22 protein-coding genes and 1 tRNA gene are annotated in these 26,794 nt (G+C 58.1%); 6 read left to right on the forward strand and 17 right to left on the reverse strand.

The features are described 5' to 3' along the window. Positions 1-13 precede the first annotated feature (13 nt). The 13 genes from terL to DSM3645_RS17870 form a co-directional block, all read right to left on the reverse strand. Positions 14-1,303 (reverse strand): phage terminase large subunit, encoded by a 1,290-nt coding sequence (terL, locus tag DSM3645_RS17815; RefSeq protein ID WP_002653666.1) that lies wholly within the window; start codon positions 1,301-1,303, stop codon positions 14-16. After that, on the reverse strand, positions 1,197-1,634 hold the full coding sequence (locus DSM3645_RS30690) for a hypothetical protein (protein WP_040351943.1): 438 nt from the start codon (positions 1,632-1,634) through the stop codon (positions 1,197-1,199). The genes terL and DSM3645_RS30690 overlap by 107 nt, the downstream gene beginning before the upstream one ends. Positions 1,635-1,807: 173 nt before the next feature. Next, positions 1,808-2,176 (reverse strand): hypothetical protein, encoded by a 369-nt coding sequence (locus tag DSM3645_RS17825; protein WP_002653668.1) that lies wholly within the window; start codon positions 2,174-2,176, stop codon positions 1,808-1,810. Positions 2,177-2,248: 72 nt separating this feature from the next. Further along, entirely contained in the window at positions 2,249-2,818 is a 570-nt protein-coding gene (locus DSM3645_RS17830) for a thioredoxin family protein (protein WP_002653669.1), read from the reverse strand. Positions 2,819-2,901: 83 nt separating this feature from the next. After that, positions 2,902-3,195, reverse strand: coding sequence for a hypothetical protein (locus DSM3645_RS17835; protein WP_002653670.1), 294 nt, complete (start codon positions 3,193-3,195; stop codon positions 2,902-2,904). Positions 3,196-3,203: 8 nt separating this feature from the next. Then, positions 3,204-4,373: a hypothetical protein gene (locus DSM3645_RS17840; protein WP_131282684.1), complete on the reverse strand. Its 1,170-nt coding sequence runs from the start codon at positions 4,371-4,373 to the stop codon at positions 3,204-3,206. 202 nt (positions 4,374-4,575) lie between these two features. After that, on the reverse strand, positions 4,576-5,061 hold the full coding sequence (locus DSM3645_RS17845) for a hypothetical protein (protein ID WP_040351944.1): 486 nt from the start codon (positions 5,059-5,061) through the stop codon (positions 4,576-4,578). Beyond that, a complete protein-coding gene (locus DSM3645_RS17850) occupies positions 5,051-5,368 on the reverse strand; it encodes a hypothetical protein (RefSeq protein ID WP_040351945.1) in 318 nt (105 codons plus the stop codon). The genes DSM3645_RS17845 and DSM3645_RS17850 overlap by 11 nt, the downstream gene beginning before the upstream one ends. Next, positions 5,361-5,822 (reverse strand): hypothetical protein, encoded by a 462-nt coding sequence (locus DSM3645_RS17855; protein ID WP_002653674.1) that lies wholly within the window; start codon positions 5,820-5,822, stop codon positions 5,361-5,363. Before DSM3645_RS17855 ends, DSM3645_RS17850 begins: the two co-directional genes overlap by 8 nt. Before the next feature lie 73 nt (positions 5,823-5,895). Continuing rightward, on the reverse strand, positions 5,896-6,270 hold the full coding sequence (locus tag DSM3645_RS17860; RefSeq protein ID WP_002653675.1) for a DNA-directed RNA polymerase subunit alpha C-terminal domain-containing protein: 375 nt from the start codon (positions 6,268-6,270) through the stop codon (positions 5,896-5,898). Positions 6,271-6,363: 93 nt separating this feature from the next. Continuing rightward, positions 6,364-7,440, reverse strand: a complete 1,077-nt coding sequence (locus DSM3645_RS17865) for a GNAT family N-acetyltransferase (RefSeq protein WP_050769417.1) — start codon at positions 7,438-7,440, stop codon at positions 6,364-6,366. Then, positions 7,419-7,595 carry a hypothetical protein gene (locus DSM3645_RS30510; protein WP_002653677.1) on the reverse strand — a complete coding sequence of 59 codons (177 nt, stop codon included), beginning with the start codon at positions 7,593-7,595 and terminating at the stop codon, positions 7,419-7,421. The genes DSM3645_RS17865 and DSM3645_RS30510 overlap by 22 nt, the downstream gene beginning before the upstream one ends. Beyond that, positions 7,592-8,137: a hypothetical protein gene (locus tag DSM3645_RS17870; protein WP_002653678.1), complete on the reverse strand. Its 546-nt coding sequence runs from the start codon at positions 8,135-8,137 to the stop codon at positions 7,592-7,594. The genes DSM3645_RS30510 and DSM3645_RS17870 overlap by 4 nt, the downstream gene beginning before the upstream one ends. Before the next feature lie 297 nt (positions 8,138-8,434). Here DSM3645_RS17870 and DSM3645_RS17875 point away from each other — a divergent pair, with 297 nt between their 5' ends. The 5 genes from DSM3645_RS17875 to DSM3645_RS17895 all read left to right on the forward strand — a co-directional run bounded on the left by DSM3645_RS17875 (position 8,435) and on the right by DSM3645_RS17895 (position 14,616). After that, complete coding sequence (locus tag DSM3645_RS17875) at positions 8,435-8,692, forward strand: hypothetical protein (protein WP_002653679.1); 258 nt, start codon at positions 8,435-8,437, stop codon at positions 8,690-8,692. A gap of 97 nt (positions 8,693-8,789) precedes the next feature. Then, complete coding sequence (locus tag DSM3645_RS17880; protein WP_116344431.1) at positions 8,790-9,527, forward strand: TVP38/TMEM64 family protein; 738 nt, start codon at positions 8,790-8,792, stop codon at positions 9,525-9,527. A gap of 252 nt (positions 9,528-9,779) precedes the next feature. Further along, a complete protein-coding gene (locus tag DSM3645_RS17885) occupies positions 9,780-12,296 on the forward strand; it encodes a DUF3656 domain-containing U32 family peptidase (protein ID WP_002653681.1) in 2,517 nt (838 codons plus the stop codon). Positions 12,297-12,300: 4 nt separating this feature from the next. Continuing rightward, positions 12,301-12,960: a non-canonical purine NTP pyrophosphatase gene (locus DSM3645_RS17890; RefSeq protein ID WP_002653682.1), complete on the forward strand. Its 660-nt coding sequence runs from the start codon at positions 12,301-12,303 to the stop codon at positions 12,958-12,960. A gap of 204 nt (positions 12,961-13,164) precedes the next feature. Further along, positions 13,165-14,616 (forward strand): sodium:solute symporter family protein, encoded by a 1,452-nt coding sequence (locus DSM3645_RS17895; RefSeq protein WP_002653683.1) that lies wholly within the window; start codon positions 13,165-13,167, stop codon positions 14,614-14,616. A 133-nt stretch (positions 14,617-14,749) separates the two neighbouring features. Here the strand turns inward: DSM3645_RS17895 and DSM3645_RS17900 are convergent, their stop codons facing one another. From DSM3645_RS17900 to DSM3645_RS28600, 3 genes are all read right to left on the reverse strand, one after another. Next, positions 14,750-15,739, reverse strand: coding sequence for a nucleoside hydrolase (locus tag DSM3645_RS17900; protein WP_081444928.1), 990 nt, complete (start codon positions 15,737-15,739; stop codon positions 14,750-14,752). Between the two features lie 177 nt (positions 15,740-15,916). After that, positions 15,917-18,268 carry an MJ0042-type zinc finger domain-containing protein gene (locus tag DSM3645_RS17905; protein WP_002653685.1) on the reverse strand — a complete coding sequence of 784 codons (2,352 nt, stop codon included), beginning with the start codon at positions 18,266-18,268 and terminating at the stop codon, positions 15,917-15,919. Positions 18,269-18,511: 243 nt separating this feature from the next. Then, on the reverse strand, positions 18,512-20,737 hold the full coding sequence (locus DSM3645_RS28600) for a prenyltransferase/squalene oxidase repeat-containing protein (protein WP_002653687.1): 2,226 nt from the start codon (positions 20,735-20,737) through the stop codon (positions 18,512-18,514). A 361-nt stretch (positions 20,738-21,098) separates the two neighbouring features. Here DSM3645_RS28600 and DSM3645_RS17920 point away from each other — a divergent pair. After that, positions 21,099-21,172 (forward strand) — tRNA-Met (locus DSM3645_RS17920). A 314-nt stretch (positions 21,173-21,486) separates the two neighbouring features. Here the strand turns inward: DSM3645_RS17920 and DSM3645_RS17925 are convergent. Then, positions 21,487-26,757 (reverse strand): FlgD immunoglobulin-like domain containing protein, encoded by a 5,271-nt coding sequence (locus DSM3645_RS17925; protein WP_002653688.1) that lies wholly within the window; start codon positions 26,755-26,757, stop codon positions 21,487-21,489. Positions 26,758-26,794: the final 37 nt, after the last annotated feature.

Raw genomic sequence — 26,794 nt, forward strand, 5'->3', positions numbered from 1 at the left:
CGAAGAAATGGACCTACGCCGGCGGCGTCTTGCCGTGTAATAGATCGACTAAGAGGGAGATGCCCATTTCCAGTGCGTCGGGCCCATCGTCGTAGGCGCCGACCGGAAAATCTTGCAGCTGCGACACCAGCAACTTTGCGCCGCGGCTGCTTGCTTTGAAGTGCAATTCGCCGCGTGACAAAAACGGCGTTATCGTCCTGCGGATGCGAGTCCGCTTGTTCTCGCTATGCGTCTTGCCGAAGATCGGCAATGGGCGACCGTGTCGTTTCGCCAGGTCTTCGATGTTGCAGCGCAATAGCTCTTGAAATTGATTTGTCTCGACGATCATTCCAGTCGGCTCAAACAACGCACACAATTCGAACGCCTTTTCGGCGATCTTCCGCACGTCGCGGCGTTCGATGTCGGCGTCGACGTAGATCTGACCGTCGCCGGCAAGAGCCAGCATCACGAAAGCGCTGTAATCGCTTTTGTCGTTCTTCCCTTTCGAAGGATCAAGCCCGATCACGCGAAAGCGAATCTCCGATTCTGGCGGCCAATCATCGAACCAGAATTTGGGCGTTTGAAAGTAAAGCCCCGAAAATTCGGCGCCGCTGACGTCGACAAACTGCGCCCGATACTCTTGATCGAACGACGCCTGACCAAGATCTAACAGCGCCGAATCCAGCTCGGCCTGATCGATCAGGCAATTGTCGCTGGTCGGGCATTGCCATGACTTGTAGGTGGGATCAACGCCATCGAGGTCGTGCTGGTCTTTCATCCAGTTGGGTCCATTCGGCGTGGTCAAAAACATCGACCAACCGCGGCGATCCGACAGCGCCGGCCGTAGTGCGTCGGACCAGACTTCTTTGCGCACGAAAGCGAATTCGTCACCGATCATGCCGTCGAGTCCTTCACCACGCAGACTAACCGGCGCTGCCGCCGTTTTGATCGTGATACTGCCGCCGCTGGGATGTTCGATGCGGCCTTCGCTTTTCACATAAACCAATCCGCTATTGGCGAACGCCAGCATGATGTCTCGCTCGATCTTCTTTGACTGAGCGAAGGTCGGCGCGACCCAGTACAACGTCCCGCCGTCGACCATCCCTTTCCAATGGCCCGGGCCTGACGGATCTCCATGACCGAGGATCGCGGCGATCAGTCCGGCGCCGGTCTTGCCCCAGCGACGCCCGCAGATGACTCGTTTATGCCGGTGACGATCACGTAGGATCTCCCGTTGATGAGGGAGCGGCAGCGGGACTTCGATCCGCCGCTTTTTCGTTCGTTTCGTCAGATGCGTTTTGATGCGCACGTTCAGTCTTTTCATGAGCTTCATTCCGGAAGAAGTTCTCGTTGATCACCACATCGATCGTTTGATCGTCGACTTCGCTTTCGTCCAAAATCGCGTTGATCTCGGCCATAAGGAGAGTCCGTTCGAGATTGAATTCGTTCAACTTCAACACAAACGCCGCAGCACTGAGCCGCTCCCGCGTGTTGGCCTCGTGACCTTGGAGAGTGTCACGAGCTTGCTCGATGCACAGCCAACGCAATTGGTCATCCAGGTGATAAGATTCTCGACCCGCGTTTCGGATCGTTTGCAAGACCTCAAGTCGCCGCCTAACGCTGGCGTCTCTGTTGTTGATGGATGTTTCGTTCATAGTCTTTCGAAGTTGGAGTGACAGATTTTTCGTTGCCCGAAATGCAAGCGAGAAAAACTCGCTCGGTTACTTCAAACCGTATTGGAATTGCCAATCGCATTTCCCTCGCTTGCGCTTCGGGCTACGAAGAGAGGCGCGCGTCGTCCCTTGATGGGATCAAACGGCGTTTCGCTTTAGCGAACGCGGCTTAGTTCGGCGCGCTGCTCGAGCGGTAATAATTCGCGTTGACGAACCTCGGGATCGTAGCTCGTCCAGGTCTCGCATCTTTGCGGCGCATAGACCTTTCGCAACTGCTGACCATCGCGCCAGTAGCAGACATAACCGCCGCGATTCCAGTCTCGCAGCGGAAGTTGCGAGTCACTCTTGATCAGTCTCCAGGCCCGGATCTGAAAGCGATCGCGATCCCAATCCCAGAAGATGAGTTGATCGATCACATGCCGACCCTGCTGATCGTACAGATGATTCACTTCGATGAGATCGACCTGGTCGATTGCGGCTGATTCCTGTGGAATTGCCATAAAAAGCAACAGAAGCGAGACCATGAAGTTTCTCCTCTGCATGAGAAATTGAGAAGCGTCAAATGTCCGAATGCGACCCAGCAACCGTCTGCGAATTTAGGAAGCGCCAGCAGGCGAGAGCTGAAGCGAGCCTTTCGCCGCTGGCGGCGGCCGCAGGATCTCGACGATCTCGCAAACGGCCTGCGGGCGCGACTCTTTCGCTTTTCCACCGACGTAGTGATAAACCGATAGCGCGGGCAATGTCCGCCGCTTGCCCATCACGCGGCGAGCCGTCGCACGATCTTGATCATGATCCAGGATCACCAGCGATACGCCTGACAGCTCGCCAGCTTGTTTCATCTGCAGCAGTTCGTTCTTCATCGCTGGACAATAGGGACACCAGCTGGCGGTAACCATCACCACCATCGGACGGTGGTCGCGTTTGTAAAGCGCATAAGCTTCGCGGTAGTCCGCTGGCTCGCTCACCGGCGACTCAGGCGCCGCCGGTTTGTTGGGCGTCACCAACAGCGGCATCTCACGAACCACCGCCGCATAAGCCAAGCAAACAGCAGCATCGGCCCGAGAGGACTCCTGCGCCCACGCGAACGAAGGTACGAAGAGAATCAAAACCAAGCAGGTCAGGCCTTGGCCTGACAACCATCGACGTCGCGTCCAATCCGATTTCATTGCGTGCTTCCTGTTAGAGATTGAAATCTCAGCTGTTGGAGAATGAAACTATGCTGCGTCAGGCCTAGGCCTGACCTGCGGCGTTACCATCCTTGGGCGTGATTGATTGGGTCGCCGTCGTGCAGCAGCAACTCGCTGGCTCGCGGCGTGTAAATCGTCATCGCGGCGGGAGGCTCGCTTTGGTTTTCTGGCGGGCCGTCGCGCATTCCTTTGTCGATCATCCAGTTAGCGATCGCGCGGGTGAATCGCTTTCGCAGGCTATCTTTTTGCACGTCAGTTGGGACCGGTCCGTTCACCACGTCATCCACTTTTTCCAGCAGCAGCAAGCCGCCCAGCAACAGCGCAAACGCAAACAAACCGGCAGTCAAAACTTTCATCACAGCACCTATAAAGCGAGAGCGAAGATCGGCTCGTTTGGTTGCAAACGATGCACCCAAGCGGCGTGATCCAATTGGCGAAAAGGAAATCCGTCGTAACCGCTAACCGAGAACGAATCATGTTGCCGCAGCATTCGATTGACGGTCGCTTCTTCGACCCAGAACGAGCCATCCGGCATATCGTCAGGCCATTTCGGCCCGGTGACCCACGTGGGCCCCCAACTGTTGAGACAAAGGAGCCCGCGTCGATCGTGCCGCACGCCGATAAAACACATGCAATGCGACCAACTGCCGGACGTTTTGCAAAATCCGTCGTCATCGCGCCGGCTGCTGAACCCTTGTCCGGAGCAAACCGGCACGGGATAGCCGCTTTGGATCGCGGCCGCCGCTTCGTCAAACGTCTTGACCAGCGCGACGGTGCGCACCGGGCTCTTCTTCGCCTGAAGATCGAGCTGACCATGGTCTTCGCGGCCGCCGTTCCCATAGTTGCCCCAATCTTTGGCGCGGCGTGAGGAATAGCGGGACAGATCGACCGACGGATACGTTTCGCGAAAGATCAGCCCGTAGTCGCGAACCCACTTGGCCGCGGCGCCCCCGTAGCTGCCGTCGCTGTAGCCGCCTGACTTCACGCCGCGGGCCTCGACGCGTGACCCGCCGTAGATAGATTCAGTTGCGACCGGCCGCCAATCGGCGCTGTCTCCTTCGCAGTACATGATCGCCAGATGAATGTCGCAAGCATGCGCCCAGCCCCAGCTGACGCAATCGCCGATCCCTTGCCGTCCCACTTGCCAATCGGAGCCAAACTTGTCGCGATGCGCTTTATAAAGCGCCCGGTACAACAGCGCGTCTTGCGGAGGCCCACGGGCGACGAAAAGTTGCGGCGCCGCTTCACGCAGATTGGGTTGCGGCAGCGAACGCAAAAACTGACGCGTTTCGGCTGGCTGTGGTTTATAACCAAACAGCGCCGCTACAGGTTGATGCTGACCCGGCAGTACATCGGCCGAAGGTCGGCCAGGCTGAATCTGGGCGCCGGCGACGTCGTGTGGATCGGTTGCTGTTGGAGCTTCCTTACTAGAGAAGTAAGCGAGCCCGGCAATCGTGCCGATAACTAACAGAGACAAGAGTCCGGTTACGGAATTTTTTTGATTCGGTATTGGGTCGATTCGATCATTCGACATGTGGGGGTTTCCTTTCTCATTTGGGTTCTGAGTTTTGTCACGAGCCCGTTGCGCGAGCGAGGGAATCGATTCGGATTTGTTGAACATGATTGCAATTGCGCCCGATGGCGCACCATGTTTTTTTGGGCGTGGCGAGCCGCATTCCCTTGCTGGCGCAACGGGCGAGTGTTCTGTTTGGTTAGGTTGGTCCGCACAGCGGACCTTACGATTTCCAGTTCAAATAGTCGGCGGCGTAGTGCGCTGACTTTGCGAGTTGGCGATAGGCGGCGATCCACTTCCGGCGGCGATCTTCGTCTAGCGCGCCGCCGTCGACGCCCAGTTGTTGATCGAGGTAAACCTTGATCTCGTCGCCAAGTCGCGGGTACTTTGCTGAGTAGCTCGCGCCGCTCAGTTGCGTATCGCGAGCGATCATGCGCAGATTTTCCAGCTGCACGCCGGTGCGCAATTGCGGTTCTGCAAGAGCGGCGTCGTACGCGATGACATCGGCCAAAGCGCCGCACAAATCGCCAAATCTCTGCGCGTCATCGCTCGCCGCGCCGGCGTCATCACTCTCGCGAAACGCCGCAAGCAGCTCGGGCGCGCCTGGGTTTTCAGGCGGCGGCGTGATGGTGGGCCATAGGTCGAGCTGCAAGAGCCCTGCGGCGGCCAACATCAGGGCCATTAGCAGAAAGAAAACGTTAGGCTTCATTGGTCGGCGCCTCCATGATCAAGTGCTTCACCAGGTCGAGACCCGCTTGGCGAATCTCTTCTGGCGACGCTTGACTAGCGACAAGCACCGGTCGCACGACGGTGAACCAAGCGCGAAACGCGTCAACCGGATCGGGTTGTTTCGGCAGTTCGCCGCGCGCCGGATTTTTGGGGATCAGCTTCAACGGGATTGACGTTGACGCCGGCGCGCCGCTGCTGGCCGGCGCCGTCAGCGCAGGGGACCAGACGAGCGTGATCACGCCGATAACGCCAAACGCCAATGCCGCGAGAAGAAAAAAGTTAAGCACGGAACTGCTCCAGGTTTTGGGTGTAGAGACCTTCGATCAAACCGGCCGCGATCGTCAAAATGATGCTGCGAATCGCGGTGCTGACGTACGGCAGTTTCATCCAGAACAACCAGGTCGGCAGCGGAACTTTGGCGACGACAAAGTCCCAAAAGGCGCCGACCCACTCGAGCACGGCCGCTTTCTTTTCGGGACCGGGATTCAGCAGCTCTTCTTTGGCGGCGATCATCGCCGAATGGATGAAAGTGAGAAACGCTTCGCTAAACGTGTCCCATGTGAAACCTTGCCGCAGTTTGGCCTGGGCGTCGGCAAGCAGTTCAGACAGCTTGTCGGTGAATGTCGTTACCATCAAACGTTGCTCCGAGAAAGAAAAAAGGGAGGCGCAAACGGCGGTCAGCCGCTTACCCTCCCAATCGGGCAGCGTCGTATTGGGCGACTTTGCGATGATCAGTCGCATTCGCCCGATTCAGTGAGTAAGCGACTAGCCGCCGCTTGCTCCTCCCCCAAAAACCGTGGTCAATTCCTTACGTCTACAGCGCTTTTTCAAAACTGCGAGTCTTAAAATCTCGCAACAATTGCCGTACGCTATCACGGACTTCACTGGCCCGGGATTGTCCCAAATTCGGCACGGACAGCAGATCTTCGTAGGTGACGCCTTGAAGATCGCCGACGGTATTGATCTCGCAATACTCCAGCGCGTTCAAAATCTGCGGCTCCAGATTCAAACGGGCCAGAGGAACTTCGCGCGGCAATGCGTATTCGTCGCACAACTCGCGCCGTTGCGACTTCACCTCGGCGAGGCACCGCGCGAGAATATCGTCGGCCGCCGCAAAATTTCCCTGCGCTAATTGCAATTCAATTTGCCGCGCCACCATCGCCGCTTGAGCAGCCGTAATTCGGGTCATGAAAAAAGCTCCTTAGGGATAGTAGGATCCGCTATGCGGACCGAGGATTGATTGGGCGCTGCTGAAGGCCCTTTCTGGTCCGCACAGCGGACCCTACTCTTGGTAGCGGAAGGATGCGACGGCTCGGCCGAGGGAAACTTTCCAATCGGGATGATCGCGAAAGAATCCGCTGGCGCGGCGCCCTGTTTTTTTCAGTTCACGGAACTCCCACCGGGATGAGGCGTTGCAATGGTGAATCACGGCAGGGTGACTGCCGCTGATCGAGACCAACTCGGCGTCTTCGTTGTCGACCAAATGAGCGGCGACTCCATCCAACAGTGCGCCGCCGACGCCGATCCCTTGAAAACTGGGAAGCGTCACCAAGCGCGTAAAGCGAAACGTATGCTTACGAAAGTGATTCAGCACCGCAGCAAACGCGACCGGCTGATTGTCGAGCGTCGCCAGAAAGCAGCGCGCCGCCGGGTTCAGCCGCGGATCTAGATAGTGATGTTTCGCAAACAGGGGCCAGTCCGAAATGCTGCCGGCGCGGATTTGCATTTCCAGTTTCGGTCGCCGAAGACGCCTCCGCGATAGTTGGCCGCTCGACATGTCGGCGACCCAATCAGGCTGCAGCCAATCGATGACGTCGCGGTGACAAGTGATCGCGACAAATTGTCTGTCGATGTGCCCTGCGTCGATCGACTTGCGCAGCGCCGCCGATCCCATTTGGGCGGTGCGTCGATCCACAACGCTCGTGTACTCGTCAAACGCAATCAACGGATCAGGCGAAACGAGCGACATCGCCAGGTCGGCCCGAAATTGTTCGCCCGTCGAAAGGACGCGATACGGTTTGCACCAGGCCGGCGGCGAACTGAGGCCTACCGAAATCAACGTCCGCAAGATCGAACGCGTCTCCAGTTCGGCCGGAAACGCATCGACAATCGCTTTGCGTGCAGGCCAACGGAATCCACGATAAACCTGCGAGCCAAACGCTTTGGCCGCGATCGACGACTTGCCCGATCCGGAAGGCCCCACGATCATGCCGACGCGCCAATCGTCGTCGGTCGGGATTTCGATCGCGAACCGATTTGACAACTTTTCGTCCAGCGAAACGTCAAACATGCCGCTCACCATTTGTACGCGGAACGAATCGAGCACGCGGCACGAGACTACAGATTCAATAACCGACATCGGTATCCTTTCGCTTTCAACTCGTCGTACAACTTGCGTTGCTCTCGTTCGTTTTCACATTCGGCGACCACTTGGTGCAGCGGCGGACATTCGGTCGGCTGGATCCGTTTTGGGCGTCGCCGCTTGTTGCCGTTGGTGGTTGTTTCTCGGCTCATCGGCGTCCCTCCCACCAGGTCTCGGCTTCGTTCGCCAACAGCCGTAATTCGGCCGCACGCGTCACTTCGACCAGTTCGTCCTCATCCAACCGGAGCGGCGACGTGATGGTGACGCCGTGCAGTTGATCTCCCATTGGTCCGCGAACGAAGTGAAACTCGGCCTCAAATTCATAACAGCCAACACCAGTCTCGTGACTCTCGAAGCGTCGCTGCGCCGGATGGTCTTCCTGAATGTCGCTCCAACCGCGCGACTCGGTCAGCGATGCTTCCGGCGCCGCGGCGAGCGATTCGTTACGCAACGAGGGAATTGCTTGAATTGCGGTCCGCCAGCGGCGATCGGTTTCGTGTCGTTCTGCGTCAAGCAGCACCGGCAGATCGTTCAGCAAGTTTTTGGCGACTTGCAAATCCGCGAATAAGGTTTGTTGTTCCGGCGACCTGGCCGCTTTCAGCCAGTAGTAAACGCCGTCGACCTTGTCTTGGATCGATCGAATCCGGTAATAACTGAGCGGCGTTGGCGCCGTCGGCGGTGGAAGAGTTAGCATCCAAGTCCCCTGGGTTTCGCACCGTGACTTCATCGCAGCGACAGGGCGTCGGAATTAAGGGGGTCAGATCTCATTTTCGCGGCGAAAATGAGACCTGATCCCATGGATTCCCCAAGCGTCCCTCTTGCCCTCAATGTCTTACACAATTCTAAGCAAAGTCTAAGTCTTTTTCAACACTCAAGAGTCAAGAAAGTAGGGCAAAGTCCTTAGACTTTACCCTTACTTGACGTAAGCTATTGCGTGGCAATAAGATGGGTCTAAATACTTTTTTTGCACTCGCGGAGTACGATCATGGGAATGGAATATCAGACCATCGACGACATCAAAGCGATGGAGGACCGGCTCGTCAAATTCCTCGCAAAATTGCGAGAATTCAGGACAGATTGGGCCAAAGAGGGGCCCGAGGAAGTGATGATCGAAACCACCATGGCGATCCGTTCGATCGACTATCTCGAAGCCTGGACGCCGCTGCAGCAAGCCCGCCTGACGCGAGCCAGACAAGCGGCGAGCAAAGTCGAAAAGAAGAAGGTAATGGACAAAAAAAAGAAGAAGTAGAGTTTTTCACTTTACTTCGACATGTCATGAGGCCGTGCGCCATCGCTGCGGCCTGATCGACCTTCCTGGATACCGTCGAAACGAAGAACGATCCCCCATGCCTTCGACCGACGCGCCAACGCAACAATCTTCGCCCCGTCGTTCCACTCGCTGGAAATGGACGCTGGGCCTGATCGTGATCATCGCGATTATCGTCGCCTATTTCACGTTGGGACGTTATCTCTCGATCGATACGCTGGCCGCGCAGGAAGAGGCGCTGCGTGACTATCAGCGGCAACATGCGGGGATCACCTTGATCGGCGGTTTTCTGATCTACGTGGTGATCACCGGGCTATCGCTTCCCGGCGCCGCGCTGCTGACCATCTTTTATGGCTGGCTGTTTGGTCCCATCGCCGGCGTTTTGCTGGTCAGCTTCGCTTCGACGCTTGGCGCGACGATCGCCTTTTCGTTGAGTCGCTATCTCTTTCGGGACATGATTCAGCGGCGTTACCAGCAGCGACTCGAAAAACTGAACGCAGCGGTCGAAGCGGAAGGCGCCTACTATCTGTTTACGCTTCGCTTAATCCCGGTCATCCCCTTCTTCTTGGTCAATTTGCTGATGGCGCTAACGCCGATTCGCCTGCGAACTTTTTGGTGGGTCAGCCAGCTTGGCATGTTGGCCGGAACCGTGGTCTACGTCTGGGCAGGCGCAAGTTTGCCGTCCATGCGGACCATTCAAGAGGAAGGTTTCGGCGCCGTCGTCCAATGGCAGACCCTCGCCGCCTTCGCAATGCTGGGCTTACTGCCGCTGCTAACCAAACAAGCCGTAAAACGATTTCGCCGCCAACCCAAATAGGTCCGGCCTTGGCCCAATGATGTTCCGCACGATATTCGCGCACGGTAGGACTCTGCTTTTGGGGGTTGCGGGCGCTATTGCCGTGGCTTTGCGTCGCAATGGCGCCCGAACTCGTGACGTCCCACCCAATTGCCCCTGATTTTCTGCAACAAACCGGCGCCTCGTATTTCCCGCAACTAATCTTCTGACGAACGATCGCCGCGATTGCTAGAATAGAAGTTTCGACCTCTCTCACTAGCGATCGCTCTATTTATGCCAGAAAACCGTACTGCCCCTGAACTTCTGGCGCCTGCCGGCAACTGGGAGTGCGCCAAAGCGGCCGTCGCCAACGGGGCCGATGCGATCTATTTTGGGCTGACCAGCGGGTTTAACGCTCGCGCACGCGCCGATAACTTTGGGGTCGACGACCTGGCGCCGCTGATGTCGTTCTTGCATTGGCACGGAGTCCACGGCTACGTCACGCTGAATACGCTCGCTTTTTCGCCCGAGCTGGACGCGGTCGAACAGCTCGTGCGCCAGATCGCCGCCGCCGGCGTTGACGCGCTATTAGTGCAGGATTTGGGGCTGGTCGGCATGATCCGCCAGATCGCGCCGACCTTGCCGATCCACGCATCCACCCAAATGACCATGACCAGCAGCGAATGCATCGCGTTGGCGGCCGAAATGGGGGTCGAACGGGTCGTGCTCGCGCGCGAGCTTTCGCTCGACGAGATCACCGCGATCCATGCCGAGACCGCGATGCCGCTTGAAGCGTTCGTACATGGCGCTCTGTGCGTCGCCTATAGCGGACAATGTCTGACCAGCGAATCGCTCGGCGGTCGCAGCGCCAATCGCGGCCAATGCGCCCAAGCATGCCGCTTGCCTTACGAATTGATCTGCGACGGGGAAGATGTCGATCTCGGCGATCAAAAGTATCTGCTAAGCCCGCAAGATCTGGCGGCATTTGAGATCACGCCTGAGCTGATCGCGGCAGGGGTCGTCTCGCTCAAGATCGAAGGTCGCTTAAAAACGCCCGAGTATGTCGCCAACATCACGCGGCATTATCGCAGCGCAATCGACGCCGCAGTCGCCGGGCGCCCAATCGAGTTCACGCCGCGCGACGTCGAAGAGATGGAGCTGTCGTTTTCGCGCGGGTTTTCGGTCGGTTGGCTGCAAGGATGCGATCACAAGATGCTGGTTCCGGCCATCAGTTCGGCCAAACGCGGCGTGCTCGTCGGCGAAGTGCAAAAGGTGCAAGGGCAACGCGTTCGCATCGCGCTGCGTCGCTCGTTAAAAGCCGGCGACGGCGTGGTCTTTGAGGGAGACCGCAGCACCGGCGATGAACAGGGAGGCCGCATCTTCGCGCTCTACCGCGGCCAAAATCGGATCGAAGGAGAAGTCTCCCACGGCGTGATCGAGCTGGCCCTAATGCGCGACTCGGTCGACGTATCGCAGCTTTACCCGGGTCAAAAAATCTGGAAGAGCGACGATCCCGAGCTGAATCGCCGCCTCCGTAAAAGCTTTGACGGCGAGCTCACGCCGCGTGAAGTCGATCTGCAATTGCACGTGACCGCGGCGATCGACCAGCCGCTGCAACTAATCGCAACGGTCGCCGGCCTGCCGCAGTTGCAACTGCAGACCGAACAACCGCTCGAAGCGGCCCGCAAACATCCGCTGACAACTGAGACGCTGCAAGAACAGTTCTCGCGGCTGGGAGAAACCGGCTTTCGCCTGACGCAATTGACAGCCGAGATCAGCGGAGCGCCGATGGCGCCGCTCAGCGTGTTGGGCGCACTACGCAAGCAAATGGTCGAACAACTTTCGGCCGCACGCCGCGAAACGGCCATCCGGGCGCATGCCGTTGATCCGACGCCGGTGTTGCCGCGACTGCGGGCCGACATCCCAGCGACGAAACCCACCGATCAGACGCCGCATCTGCATTTGCTCTGCCGCACGCTGGATCAATTGACCTGGGCCAGCGAGATCGGCATCAAGCGACTATACGCCGAGTTCGCCGATATCCGTGAGTATCGTCAAGCGGTCGAGATCGCCCACGCCGCCGGCGCACAGATCTACCTGGCGACCCCGCGAATCCAAAAGCCAGGCGAAATCGGCGTCTTCAAAGCGCTTGAGAAGCAAGCGGCCGACGGAATTCTGGTTCGCAACCTGTCTGGACTCCGCTACTATCGCGAACGCCAAATTGCGTGCGTCGCCGACTTTGCGCTGAACGCGGCCAACGAATTGACGGTCGACTTTCTGCGTCAGCAAGGCGCCGAACGAATCACGACGTCGTACGACTTGAACCGCGAACAGCTGTTTGAGATGGCGCGCCGTTCTCCGTCGCAACTGCTAGAAGTCGTCATCCACCAACACATGCCGATGTTTCACATGGAGCATTGCGTCTTCTGCGCGGTCCTCTCGCCGGGGACCAACAAGACCAACTGCGGCCGCCCCTGCGACGATCATGTCGTCCGCCTGCGTGATCGGGTCGGCAGCGAACATCTGTTGACCGCCGACGTCGGCTGTCGCAACACGCTCTACAACGCCGCGCCGCAGAGCGGCGCCGAAGCGGTCGCCGCGTTGATTGACCTAGGGGTTCGTTACTTTCGGGTCGAACTGCTGGACGAAGCGTCCAAATCGCAGGTTTACCAAACGCTCGACCTTTACTCGTCATTGCTAACTGGGCAGATCAGCGGCAAAGAAGTCTGGACCGAACTGAAAGCGCTCAACCGCGTCGGCGTGACACGCGGTACGTTGGAAGAACGCCGCAATCCGCTCGCGATCCTGTAAACCGATGAAGCTCCCCTTCCCTGCGCTGACCCTAGCGACCGGCAACGCACATAAAGTGAAAGAACTGACCCGATCGCTCGCGCCATTGTCGATTCCGCTGCTGTCGCTGCAAGACTTTCCCCAAGCGACGCCGGTCGAAGAAGACGGCGCCACATTGCGTGACAACGCCCAGAAGAAAGCGACCGGCTACGCACAGCAATTGGGCGAATGGGTCTTGGCCGACGACACCGGGCTGCAAGTCGCCGTGCTGCATGGTGAACCCGGAGTACGATCGGCCCGCTATGCCGGCGAGCAAGCGACGGCGCTCGACAATCGCACCAAGCTGCTCGATCGGCTGCGCGATGTGCCGTTAGAAAAGCGCGTAGCCCGCTTCGTCTGTCACCTAGTGATCGCCGACCCGCAGGGTCAGATTCGATACGAAGCGATCGGCGAGTGCCACGGTCGCATCTGCGACGCCGCCCGCGGCGCGTATGGCATTGGTTACGACACGTTGCTAGAAATTGTTGAATACCGCCGCCGCTTGGCCGAACTAAGCCCGGCGGCGACGCAACTGATCGGACATCGCGGCAGAGCCGTTTACCAGTTGTTGAAGCAGCTGAAAATCGTCACACTCGCCAGAGGCGCAAGCCGATGGACTACGCTCGGCGATCCTAACCCGGACTGAAGTATCCCGCCGTATTCCATCGGCTTGCGCCTCTGGGCGGGTGATCGCCTGCTTCTTTAAAGCGCCCCCTTCAAAGCGAGCGTGTAGGCGTTTCATGGGCCGCACTGCGGGTCCTACAAGACGCGGGGCGCTATTCATGATCGGCTTCTCCTGATTATGATAGTGCGGCGACATCCCCTCCTCTATTGACCGGAGCGTTGGCCCGTGGAAATCGGCGTCGGCTTGAAATGGACGCTCGGCGTCGTCATTGCGATTTATGTGATCGGCATGTATGCGCTCGCGATCGTCGCCCAGGGAAAGGTCGAGACGAGCGAAGATTATATCGTCGCCGGTCGCAAGCTGCCGCTGTCGTTGGCCTGGATGACTCTGCTGGCGACCTGGTTTGGCGCCGGCACTTTGCTGACAGCCGCCGATGAGGTGAACGCCGAAGGGCTACAAGCGGCGGCGCTCGATCCGCTGGGGCCCGGCTTTTGTCTCTTGATCGCTGGTCTGTTTGTCGCCGGGCCGATCTGGCGGATGAAGCTGCTGACGTTGCCGGACTTGTTTCGTCGGAAGTACGGATCGTTCGCCGAGATCGTCGCTTCGCTGATCATGATCCCTAGCTATTTTGGCTGGATCGCCGCGCAGTACATTGCGCTGGCCAAGATGCTGGAGCTTTACTTCGGACTCGACCTATCCATTGGCGTCGCCGCCGTCGCGATCGTCGGCACGGGGTACACCATCGCCGGCGGCATGTGGTCGGTCACGTTGACCGACGCGGTGCAGATCTCGCTGGTGTTGCTCGGCTTGATTGTGCTGACGTTGGTCGTGCTCTGGGAGATCGGTGAAGGTCAATTGATCGCGGGCTACAACAAAGTCATTGCCCAAACGCCGGCGGAACATCTGCAGTGGATCCCCCGCGAACACGCCAAAGCGACGTGGGATTGGATCGCCGTCTTGATGGTCGCGACCCTGGGCAACTTGCCGGGACAAGACTTGATGCAGCGAATCTTCGCCGCGAAAAGCGCTCGCGTCGCACAAGGCGCCTGCTTTATCGCGGGAGGCGCCTATCTGACGTTTGGCTTGATCCCAGTCGGTCTGGGCTTGGCGGCGAACCTGCTACCGCACCAGATCGAAGCGAGCGTCTTACCCACGCTCGCCGCCGCGTTTCTCAGCCCGCCGGTTGCGATTATTTTTGTGCTGGCGCTGATGTCGGCGGTGCTCTCGACGATCGACAGCGCGATTATCGCGCCGTCGAGCGTGCTCGCCCAAAACCTGCTCAGCCGCTGCACGACGATCGAACCGCTGAAGCTCAACCGGATCGCCACGTTGATTGTCGCTGTCGGCGCACTAGGGATGGCCTACTCGGGCGAAACCGCCTACGGTCTGCTGGAGACCGCCTACGCGATGACGCTGGTGGGACTCTTCGTGCCGCTGATGTTTGGCATCTACACCAAGCCGCGCAATCGCTGGTCGGGCGGGGCCAGCATGTTGGCCGGCGCGATTGTGTGGGGACTGCATCAACCGTGGGGCTACGAAAGCTTCCTGGAACCGTGGCTCGCTAACCCGCTGCTCATTCCGCTTGAAATCGCCGCGACCGCGATCTCATTACTCGCGTACCTGGCCTTCGAGCCGCCGTGGCGCATGCAGTGGGCGAAAGAAGAGGACAAAGAATAATCGTGTGACGGAACACTAGCCCGCCATCGCCAGCGAGGAAAGCGGTTGCTACTTCCATCCGTCTTAGAATCGCCAACCGCTTTCCTCGCTGGCGCTGGCGGGCTAGTGTAGGGGTTATTCGTTTTAGGTCGGCTTACTCCGGCGGTTGACTCGATAACAGGGTCAGCGCTTCCAGCGTTCGCTCCTTTTGCGCGTCAGGGGCGATCAAGTAATGATCGCGTCCTTTAGGCGATGCGACAAAGTTGGTGTAGCCGTTTTCGTCGATAGTCACGTCGCCGGCCGGGGAGAGTTCAAAATATCCGCGATCAGGTCGGACCGGGTACAGAACGGTCGTCAGATCCCAGGTCGGTCGATGGTGCGGCGGCTTGGTGAACCTATTGTACGACTCGACCAGCGGATGATGCGCCGCGTAATTGTAGTCGTTGACGATGCTGCGGTACGGGTACCGAAGCGCGATCCCAATTTCATAGCCGCTCCAGATAATCGGAGTTGGCCAACGATTGGCCAGTCGGCGCGCGGCGGCCAGATCCTTGATCACGTTGTATTCGCCCAGTCGCTTCCGCTGACCGGTCGCCGGATCGACGTTGTCGACAAACGAGCCGGCCATCACCGAGAGGAGCCGCACTTTGCGTTTCACCAAATCGGCGCCGCTCAGCGGGCTAATGTCATCACCGGGCGAATCGATCAGATTGGCGAGATTCGTGAAAAAGCCAACCTGACAGATCACCACCGAATGATCTTCGGCCCCGGCAAGCGTCGTTCGCAACAAGGTAACCGCATCAACCGCAGTTTCGCCGGACAGCAAATCATGGGGGTAACGCAACTTGCCTTCGTCGGTTGTATCGGCGAGCCCGTTAAAACTCCCCGGCTCCGGCGTCACTCCGCTATGACAAACGCCGATCGGTATATCAGGGCGCCCATAAAAGGTGTTCACGCAATCGGTAAACGCCGCCGCCAGCGGGTTGTCTTTGGTAATCGTCACCGCCAACAACTCGCACTCTCCACGAGACTGCAGAGCGTGAATCATCCCCAGCGCCAGGACATCGTCGCAATCGTTGCCGATGTCCGTATCAAAAATCAACGGAATCGGCTGCGGCGGCGATTGGGCGATCGCAGTCGACATGAACAAAGTGACAAAAGCGCAGGTCAAGACATAGCGAGCGATCAATTTCACGTTTCGGAAACCTTCGAGCAAGCGGAGGAAGTTTTTTAGTCGGAGAGGCGACGGCGCTAAAAACCATCTTACTCGAACCAACGGCGGGTGAAATCCGCAGAAACAATCGCAGCTGCTACGAAGAAATTATTCCGGAATCGAAATCGACTTCAAACGAATCTGACGCTCTTTGACATTGACCTCCTCGATTTCGCCGAAATCGATTTGCTTGGCGAGCTCTTCCATGTCGCCGCTGTAAAAGAGTTGCAAGATCGCGGCCTGACCGCTGCTAGAGCGACTGGAATGGCCCGAATTATCGAGCTGATCTTTCAGACGACCTTTGATCGCTTCAATCTGCGACTTGGTGAAAGTGGGCGCAAGAAGCGTCACCATCTTATCGGCTCCACCAGCGCGGTCGCGGAACTGATCGGTAGGAGGAGGACCAAAACCGCGAGAGGGACGTCCAAACCCAGCAGGCCCCGGCATGCCGCCGCTCGGCTGCGCTCTAGGCGGCTGGGCTCTAGGCGGCTGGGCTGCTGCGAGTTTTCTTTCCTTTTCTTTGGCCCATTGGATAGATGCGTCTTCATCTTTGGGCTGTCTCATCCCCCGCATGCGGTCCATTCCTGAAAAGCCGCCTGAGCCGCCGAATTGCCCCATCGCGTCCGCCATCTGAGCGTTCAACGCCGTGTTACTGCTAGGGGCCTCGCCGATACCGCTCGAACCACGCGGTTTCCGGCTGTCGAGTATGCGGTAAAACTCGGCGAATGCGGCCGTTTGTTGATCGCGAGCGGCTTTCACCTGAGGAGTTCGAAACTCCCTGTTTTTAAGTTTCTCGGTAAGCCGACCCTCGTCAATCCCATCCGCAAAAGCCTCGAGCTCGGCCATCATTTCTAGTCCGACGCAATCCTGTAATAGTTTCGACACCCCATAGGCGTCTTTCGCCCTTTGGTTCAGGTCGTTCACTTTTTGCGTCAGTTTTCCCAGCGCCTTTATGTAACGATTCGGATCGTCGGAACTGGTAAAAGAATAGTCTATTTCCACCTGTTCCTTGCGAAGGCGGAGGGTTTCGTCGAGGAACCCTCGATACTTGGCCAAATCAGCCGAAACCGTCGCCGAGTTAAGCCCCATCGGTCTGGTTGCGATAACCGCTTGCCGGACATCCGCCGCGGCCGCAAGGTAATCAACCAGTGCGGTCAGCAGCTCTTGCGATTTCAACGCTTGCAACTTTGGAACGAACGTCCCCCCTTCGAACTCAAGCGTCTTCAGTCGACTATCAATCGAACCGGCTAATCTCACGCTCTGTTCGTTCGTGAGCACGCGAATCCCGATTGCCTCGTCGGCCAACGCACGAAACTGAGCTATCGATGCTTGCATCTTCTGCACCAACGCGGGGACGTCATTCGCTTGCGAAGTCGCGTTGACGGCGCTGATCATTTCTTCGTGGATGTCGAACATTCGCCCCGCAGTGTTTACTTGCATATCCCACAAATTGGAAAAATTGTCCCTCGCGTTCGGCCGTGATTCGGTGACATCCTCCTCCTTCTCCATCGTGTGCGATTGCTCCTCCGCCGCACTGGCTTGAGCCGCCGCGATTTTCGCCTTGACTTCGGCTTTACGGGCTTCGAATTCCGCTTTTCGAGCGTTTCTTTCCTCTTCACGAGAGTCAATTTCCGCATTCCCAGAATCGATGTTCACCACCGACTGCTTCGCCGTACGCGGCTGGGCCGCAGAGATCGCTTCGCCTATTTCGCGGCCGGCCGTTTGAAATCCCATCAACGCCTTCATCAAACCGGGCGCCTGAAAGTTGGCCAGTTTTAGACCAGCTGCTTTCGTGCGCGCTTCCAACGGTTTCGTGCGTTCTTTGACCGACATGGTCAGTTGCTCGTTTTGTTTTTCGGTCAGCTTCGGCAGGCCCCGCACCACGTCGGCCTGACTCCGGATCCGAGCGGTCAAAGCTTCGAGCTTTTGAATCAGCGCCGGAACGTCTTCTTCTTGCTGAACTCCTTCCACTGCGTCGACGAAGTCCTTCATGATTTCAACCTGTGCATCGGCAATCTTCGAGTGGGCTGCAAAATCGGCTTCCGCCAGTCGCGCCGCTTCGTTGCCAGAAGCGCCATTGAGCCCGCTGGAATCGATACTGGGCAAGAATGAAACGACGGTGATCAGCAGGAAGACCAACATCGCAATTGCACCACCGCCGATCGCCAGCGGCATCCAATTAAAGCTGTTCGCCTTTTTCTTGCGCGGAACCGCGGCCAGCGGCGAAGCGCTGGACGGCAGGGACGAGGCCTCGCTGATCAGATCGCCAAAGGGATCATCCGCCGCCGATTGCACCGGCGCCGTCGCAGCGGTCGAGGCCGCTTTGGGTTTTGCCTGCATCACTTTGGCGGCAAACTTTTGGCTGCACTTTTTACAGGTGACCGTCTTGCCTTGCATGTCGGCGCTGGCGACCTGGTACTTGGACTGACAATGGGGGCAAATGATCAGGAATGCGTTCATGCGTTTCTTAGATTCGAGTGATGCGAAACGATTCGCTGCAAGTATAACCACCCCAGAGATAGGACGCGAGCAAAGGATTGAGAAGACCTATTATCACAACCGTTTTGACCGCTAGGCAATCCAAGGCGGAATCGTCGTCTAGATCAATCGCGTCGCCCCGTCCCTCGCGATAGATCAGGGACGAACGACGCAAAAAGCCGGAACTTCGATCGACAATCAAGATGGCCGCATCGTCCGATCTGCTTACTGCAGCGACAGCACTTCGGACTTCGAGTAGATCGGCAGATGTCGGTAGTAGACTTCCAGCATGTAGACGCACAAACAGGTCATGAACAGGCGGCCGCCGATGACGCCATGTTTGTCGCCGTCGGGTGACCAGCTTCCCTTTTCGCCGCCGACCTTGACTTGCTGTTCGGGGATCGCCTGACGCATCACTTTGTTCCACTCTTGCCAAGCCGCGCCTTCGTAGTGATGCGCCACTTGCGTGCCGTAGTACCAGTAGTAAACGTCCGGCTCAGTCCAACTGATCGGATTGCCGACCAGAAAATCGACGCCGTCGCTCAAACGCGGGTCCTCTTGCGTCCAACCAAGATACTGTCGGCAGAGCAAACCTTCGGCCGTCATCGATAAGGTCGGCGGTTGATTGCGGGTCGGCTGGTAAGTGTAGCGAGCTCCATTTTCTTTAGAGACGCTATCGAGAAAACCGCCGACGCGTTGGAGCGTATCTTCCGGAACGCTCAGCCCGCACATCTGCGCGCTGGCGAAAGCGATCACAAACCAACCGGTGACCGAAGTATCGGCGCCGTCGCCTGGCGTATAGCGCCACCCCCCTTCGGGCGATTGAATTCGGACAGCGTAGTCGATCGCTCGTTGCGCCGGTTTTTTGTACTGCTCGTCATGCGTCATGCCGTACAATTCGCACAGCGCGATGGTCGCTTGCGCTTGCGTATAAAGTCGATGCTGATTGGCCAGCGGTCCACTAATAAACGTGCCGTCGTTGTCCATCTGCGACAGTAAAAAGTCCCACCCGCGAGAAACTTCTTTGGTGTAAGCGCCTACCAGCGTCGTGTGTCCTGCTCCTTGAAAGGCCAACAGCGCCATCGCCGTCGCGGCGACGTGATTTTCGATCCCGGCGCCGTCACGATAGGGGCCTTTCAAACTCCAAGATCCGTCGCGGCGCTGATTACGCTTTAGCCAATCGAGCGCCTCTTTCACCGCTTGTTCGGTCGTCGCACTTCCGCCGTAGGCCTTCAACAGCGCCTTCTTACCGCCGCCGTCGCTGCGAAAGTTGTACTCCACGCCGGGAGTCTCGATTTCGCTTTGCCTCGACTTGGTTCCGGTCGCCGCAAGCGTGGTCAGCGACGCCGGGGGAGGCTCCTCTGACTCGAACAACGTTATGTCAAAGCCGGTGACGTCATCCTCCATCAGGTCGGCCTCGTCCAACACAAACGGTTGGTCCAATTGTTCGCCCAGCTTTTCGGCATAGGTCGCCGTAACGACGACTGTCTGATTTTGCCGCGGCGTAAATGCGAACATGGCCAGCGCGATGACCAATAGAAAGTGAACGATCGTGCTGACCATCCACGGAGGCATTAGCTTGGTCGACTTCGCCGTCAGATCTTCGGCTGGCGCAGTATGCTCGGCGACTTTTAACTGAGGATCGACAATCGCCGGCGCAGTCCGCTTGGGAGCTTGCTGCGGTAAACCTTTGCGATCGGCTGGGATGCGTTTGACCGGCGCGGACTTGTCAGGTTTTGCTGCTGCCGAGGAGGGAGACTTTTTCGGCTGCGGTTTCGAGGAGGCGTTTTTAACTGCATCGGATTTCGCCGTTCGTTTTTTCTCACCCGCCGCTGGCCCCTCCGCTTCCCCTTTCCACTTCGGCGGATCCGGCTTTTCGCCAGAGTCGCGTGTCGGCGTTTTCGCCGCAGGCGGCTTTTTCGCGCCGGGCGAAGTGGGTGGCTTAGAGGGCGGCCTATTGGGTGTCGACAGCTTTGGCGCAGCAGCCTTCGCGGGCGGTTGCTGAGGCGCTGGCTGCGCGACGGGCGGTGTTGGCGTCGCTTCACTCGGCGGCGCAGCAGGAGGTTGCGGCGTCACCGGAGCTGTCGGCGCGACAGGCCATGGATTGGGATAACTCGGCGGCTGATACGGGCCGACCGGAGGCGCCGGATATTGACCAGCCGGCGGATACTGTTGCGGAGGTCCACCTTGGCCCGGCGGCGGGTACTGGGACGGTGGATATTGCGGCGGCGGATATGACGGAGCTGGGCCAAACTGACCCGGCTGCGGGTAACTGTGGGGGGGAAAATAATTAGGCGCCGATTGCGGCGGAGTTTGCCCGAACGAGATTGGCGCTTTCGTCTCTTCACCGTCAGGCGGCGGAGTCGTTGGCTGGGTTGGCGGTTGCGAAATCGGCGCTGGTCGCTTTTCTGGCGATTTGTTGCGGTCTTTCGGATGTTCTTCGCTCGACATCCACAAGCTCCAAGACCGCTATCACGACAGACGGCCAAAATACCAGCGAAAAAAGGGGTTACGTCACTCTACCAGTCGCTTTTTCAAGCGGCAAGGAACCGACTTTGTACTCAGGCGGCCCCACGCGGAATTTGCGCCGGTTTTGTCGATTTTGACGCGTCAACTCGCAGAACGCGTCACCACGGCTTTCCGCGTCTGCAAGAATCGAGCGTGATTCTCCTCCTGCTATCGTCGCGGCAGAGCGCTCTGCAATACGCCGCATTCAAATTTTTTCGGTCGGTCCCCTGGACACTGTTCACCGTTCCCTTACAATTCACCACTTCACAACAGCGGCAATTACGTCGCTAGTAGGAATTAATGTCGCGGGGTGGAGCAGCTAGGTAGCTCGCGAGGCTCATAACCTCGAGGTCGTCGGTTCAAATCCGGCCCCCGCCACTTATAGGACCCCAGAAGCCCACACAACTGTGGACTTCTGGGGTTTTTCTTTTTCATGGGTGGAAACTTCCCATCGGCGGAGATCATCACCTTCTAGGGCAAGATCATGCCCACCGGATTCATCAGTCGAAGCGAGCCCGGGGGAGACACGCTGCACTTCGCCGATGCCTTGCGAAGGTAAGGGCGATTGCCGAATCCGTGCATGACGGTTGGGAAGAGTTACCTGGTTGCGTTCGTCGCAAAGTGTTGCGACGTACGCTCGCCCAGAACTTCCAACCCGGAGAGATGCTCATCCACGCTTATATCGCTGATGGTTATTTGACGAACTCGATTTCGCCCCACATGATCGGATGCAGCATTATCTCGCCGGGAATGTCGTCAACGAGCATCGTGGACGGATTGGCCCAGTAGGATCGCAGTTGCGTTTCATGCCCTGTGGGATCGCCAAAGGTGACGCCAAAGTCGCCGCGGTAGGTCGTGCCAGGCGTGATCTTCCAGCCCAGCGCGGCTAGCGGCACTTTGACTTCTACCGAGTATCCGCCACGAGATTTTTTTACGGCGATTTCCGCGTCGGCAAGTTGCTCCACGTTGTCGACCTGTTCGCCGCGCCATGGTGAGGTGAACTCGATCGGGTTCTGCCCATCGGGCTTGCGATGTTCGTACAAGACGGCTGTCGGCTTGCTTTCAAACGGCGCGATCATCAAGCGTTTGTCTCCGGGGACCGGAGAATTTCTCCGCGGGTTCGCCTGCGGGTCGGCCGCGAACTGGAAGTCGACCGAATCGCCGGTGGCGAAGAGCGTGTTCCAGCGTCGTCCTTCATTCACAAAGGGAGATCCATCTTCGACACGATAAGCGAGATAGAGGTTTTGCTCATCCCAACTGCCAAACATCTCGACCGGGAACTTGCCTTGCTGGTCCCAGCGGACGACGGGAGATTCTTTCCAGTCTTTCAAATCGCCATCGATCGTGGGCGGCGTCTGCGCCATCGCGATCACGGCATGTTTGTCCTGCTTGGTTTCGACCAGCAAACGCAAGTTCTTTTGTTCTGCGGCGTCGGCCTGTTGCTTGGAGACGGTCAGTTCGCCCGAAATCCGGACGGCTTGGTTGATGCCCGAAATGCCAAAGAGACGGTAGCTGCCGTGGCCGATCTGCACATAGTACTGGCCGTTTTCCTCGGACCGGCCGAAATAGCCTCCAAAGATTTCGCCCCCTAGACGATAGGCGTTGTTCACATAGCTGATGCGAACGTCGCTAAACATTTCGTCCAGATAAAGTCCGTCGCTGGTCATCAAAAAACAACGCCCATGATTTCCGTTCAGCATGAAGACATCGGCTTGATCGTCAAACGAGGCCATGCCTAAAAAGAACAATGTGCCTTGCATCACGCCGGGCTCGGGAAGCGGAGCTTTGTGGGATCCGTGGACGCCGCTCCATTGATTGGCGAAGCTCCACAAATGCTTGCCGCTGGCGTCGTAAGCATTCATCTCCGGATCCGAGTTGATCACAAACCGGCCAAAGCGATCGTCATACGACGCCGCATTGTTGCGATTATGCCCCGGAGTCAATGCAATATCGGCAGCGTTAGCGACCGCTTCGGCAAGCGTGGGGTAATTAGGAACGCCGTCGTTGGTGAATCCGCTGGGCGCTAGCGTGGCGATTTTCGTCTGGCCATCGATCACCAGCGGCGCCTTCATGCTTAGACCGAGCTGACGATGCCCCCACGAGGAACCGCCGAAGTTGACCGATTTATCGGTGAATTCAAATTCTTCCTGCTGAGTCTCGCCGTCGTTGTTGCGATCGATCCAGAGGACGCCGGGCCCCTTTTGTGCATAAGGCTTGCCATCTCCCTTTTGACCAACTCTCTCGTTTTTACGATCCTCCGGCCAACGCTCGTAGTACGCGTCGATATACGCTTGCGGCGGCTCCCAGTTACATCCATAGCTGAAGTGATGCGTGTCCGACAAAGCGGCGCAGTCCTGGATCGATCCGTCGGAGTGGACTTCAGAGATGATCGTGATCTTCCCAAAACTGATCAGGAAAGTCCGACCTTGCTCGCGCACGATCCGGTAGTTCAGCGGATGGTAATGCTCGAAATGAGCGTCATCAATCGCCAAGATATGCGTTGGTCGCGCCGACTTCTTATCAAAATCGAGCTCCCAACGGCAGCCGAGACCAACCCACTGGCGGTGACTTTGGGGATCGAAGCCGGCGCCGGTTCCGCCGTAATGAGGTACGCCAAATTTTTCGTAGACGACTTGGTTCTTCTTCAGATCCCAAGCATGAATTCGTTTGGGGCTCCAGCGGTCTTCCGTAACCCACAGCTTGCCGTCGGGGCCGAAGTCAATTCCTTCGGGGTCAACGATGCGGGAAGGATCGTATTTGCCGGCGTAAGGCCCGCCGGGTGAGCCGATCTTCGTGACAAACTTTCCTGCCGAGTCGAAGCGATGGATCTGGTGCGAATGGCGATCACTCACCAGGATGTCGCCGTTGGACGCGATTGCAATCCCCGCCAAGTCAAGATTGGCGGCAGGTACAATCAACTTTTGATCGCGCAGACGAATCACGCCGCGGTCTGCAGCCACAAAAACGTCGTCGGCCGCAGCGATCATGCGAGGACCTTGTACGGGGATCTTCTTCATCAATTTGCCCGACTCGGCGTCCAGCACCAAGACTGCATTGTGCTGCCGCGAACCGACGTAGATTTGGCCGTCATGCACCGCCAATCCGCCCAGGTTATAGCCTTCCAATGCTGCATTTTTCGAGCCGGGACCGACCTGCATTTCGTCGATGATCAAATGCCGCTTCTTCCCGGGAAAATCGACCATCTTGCCGCTCTTGATGTCGTATCGCACCAGGGAAAGATTCCAAGTCGACTGCCATTGATCGCTCTTAAAATCGATCCCCCGCGTTCCTCCCCAGGTGAAGCCGTCCTGGGCGCAGTACAAGTAACGGTCATCGGCGGCGATCGCATCGTGATTGATCCCCAAACCATGTTGATGCTCGTACCCTTGAACCCAATTTCCCTCTGCGTCCAAAGCGATCAACGCCCAGCCTCCCTCGGTGACGGGCGCGGCGAAGAAGACGTACTTTCCGTTGCTGGTCACATCATGAATGGTCGAGTGATTGGGCCCCCAGGGCTGGAAGGTCGGCTCGTCGCCGTTGGCGAAGTTCATCAGATAGTCCGGCTTCAGCCCGGGGTGACTGACGCCGCGCCAGTGGTATTTGCCGGGAGGTACGAGCCGGCCCCGTTCATCGAGTCCATCCCAGGCCACGCGATGCTTTCCTGCCGACGTCGCCTTTCCGGCGATCAAGTTGCGGATCCGATTCCCCTGGTCATCCTCGACGACAATCGTCGCTTTCCCATCCATCGGCTGCTCAAACTCGACCCAAATCTCATTTCGTTGTTCGGAAACGCGCCGCTGGTATTCCGCAAAAGAGAGTGCGGCCCAGTCGCTGGGATTCGTCGAGAGCGGACGGAACGTCGCTCGATGATCGACATGCCCCAGCCGCTCACGCTGTTCGCCGGCTCCATTCCATGTGAGGGCGGCTCCCCAACGAATCTCATGCCAACCTTCTTCCGAATCGACCAGCGCGGATATTGGTACCTGGAAATGGAAGCCATTCTCGTCGATCAGCGCGCTGGAAGAATCCAGCACCATCGATTTCGTCCCCGCAACGCCCAGCTCAATCGCCGGCGGCGATGACATCTCGGTTCGCACCGAAATGGACAGCATCCCCTGCTCTCGCCGCAGCGCGATCGCCGCCCTCGGTCCGCCTAGGTTGCTGACATCCACAAAGTCACTCTCTGCGAACGAAGTCTGCGACGGCGGCGAGAGCGTGACTCGCGCTGCCGCCGATTGCGTCGGAAATTTGCTGACCTGTTCTAGACGTACGATGCGTTGATTCGCCGAGTCGTAAACGACGACCCGATTGCCTTGTACGGCGATATGGGTCGGAGCATGGAGCGTCTCTAGCGATCCGCCCGCCTGGTCAAGCTGACCAAACTGGCCGATCACGCGATGACTGGAGGGATCGAGCAGCAGCACGCGGTGGCGCTGCGTGTCTGAAACAGCAAGTTGGGTTCCATCGCTATGAATCGAAATCGTATCGCCAAACGGCTGGGTGGAATTTCCGGCTGGTTGATTCCAACGCTCGATCTCTTGCCAGGGCTGGTCTCCATTTTGCGCAAACGCGATGACCTGCCCTTCGCTGGCGGCGAATAGTTTTCCTTGCGCGTACGCCAAGCTCGTGCAATTGCTCAGCTTGCCCAACTGAATCGGCTGTGGAGCCCCTGCGAGACGTCCTTGCGACTGAAGAGGGATCTGGTAACCGGCGCCATCGGGTTTTACGACGATCATCCGCAACTGCCCCTTTTCCGCCGGAATCACGGCAGCTCCGCGAAGTTGCTCGACCTCCTTGAGCCCGTTCAGGCGATCGGTTTCGTACTTCGACCAGCCATGCTCGTCGATGAAGGGCCCCGTGGCGAGGAACGTATTGGAGTGTCGCTGTTGCAAGACGCAGATCGTTTCTCCATCTAGTGCGATCGGCTGGGCATGATCCTGTGCAGCAGGGGCACCGATCGTGCGTGGCGCGTCTGGCGTATCGTTCCAACGCCATGCTCCCAAAGGGGTCCAGATATTCCCCTCCTGATCGAGTCCTAGCCCCTGCATATCGACAGCCGATCCAATTCGTCGCACGAGCCGAAACTTATTTTGCTCATCGTCCCACTCTGCGATCTGGATGATTCCTTCCATACCGGTCACTGCGAACCGACCATCTTGAAGAACGGCCATCCCGCGTCCCAACGTCAGGTCGGCGCTTTCCGGCAGAAATCCGATGAACGAACCAGACGCTCCACCGAGCACAACGCCAGGCGCCGGCTCCAATTGACTGTTGTAGCGTTTGATCGTGCCGTGCGAAGCGTAGGCGTACCAATAGTCGCCCAGTCGCTGCGGTCGATCACCACCGATCGGCTTCGGAAAACCTTCCACCGGTCGCCCCGATTTCCAAGCATGCATGTCTGCGCCTCGCCGCTTGGCGTAGACCGTGCCGTCTGGGCCGATATTGATCGAATCGATCGTTTCCGCAAACCTGACGATCGGTTCACGTTGGCCGCTGTTCAGATCGAACCACTGTAACGCACCGTCGCTGGCGATCACCACACGGCCATCTTTCGCGTTACATGACATCGCGTTGACCGACGTTGCGACGCGTTGCGGTACGTCTCCAGACTTCGCATCCACCGACAAGGTATAGACGGAACCTCTTAGCAGGAGGACCAACCGATCGCCCGAGAGTGCGAGGACGTCCTCGCGCGAGTTCGTGCGAGGAAGATCGAATTGGCCAAGCAGTCGACCATCGAGCGAGTAATGTGCAAGACGACCGTCGCCGGCGCGTTCCCATAGCCCCCCTTGCTCGTCCTGGACCACGCCCAGGCCATAAATCGCATGGTCGGCGAACTGAGCCAACTCGGGTCCCGCTTCCCCAGAGTTACCAAGTACGCCGACGACACGCAGGTCTTCCGCATAGAGAGATGGAGTGCAGCAGACTACGAAAAGCAGCAAGGAAAACTTTGTGCGATTCATGGGGACTCAGGGGGAGGATCGGGGCGGGAGAAGCGGC

This window comes from Blastopirellula marina DSM 3645 (assembly GCF_000153105.1).
GTDB lineage: Bacteria > Planctomycetota > Planctomycetia > Pirellulales > Pirellulaceae > Blastopirellula > Blastopirellula marina.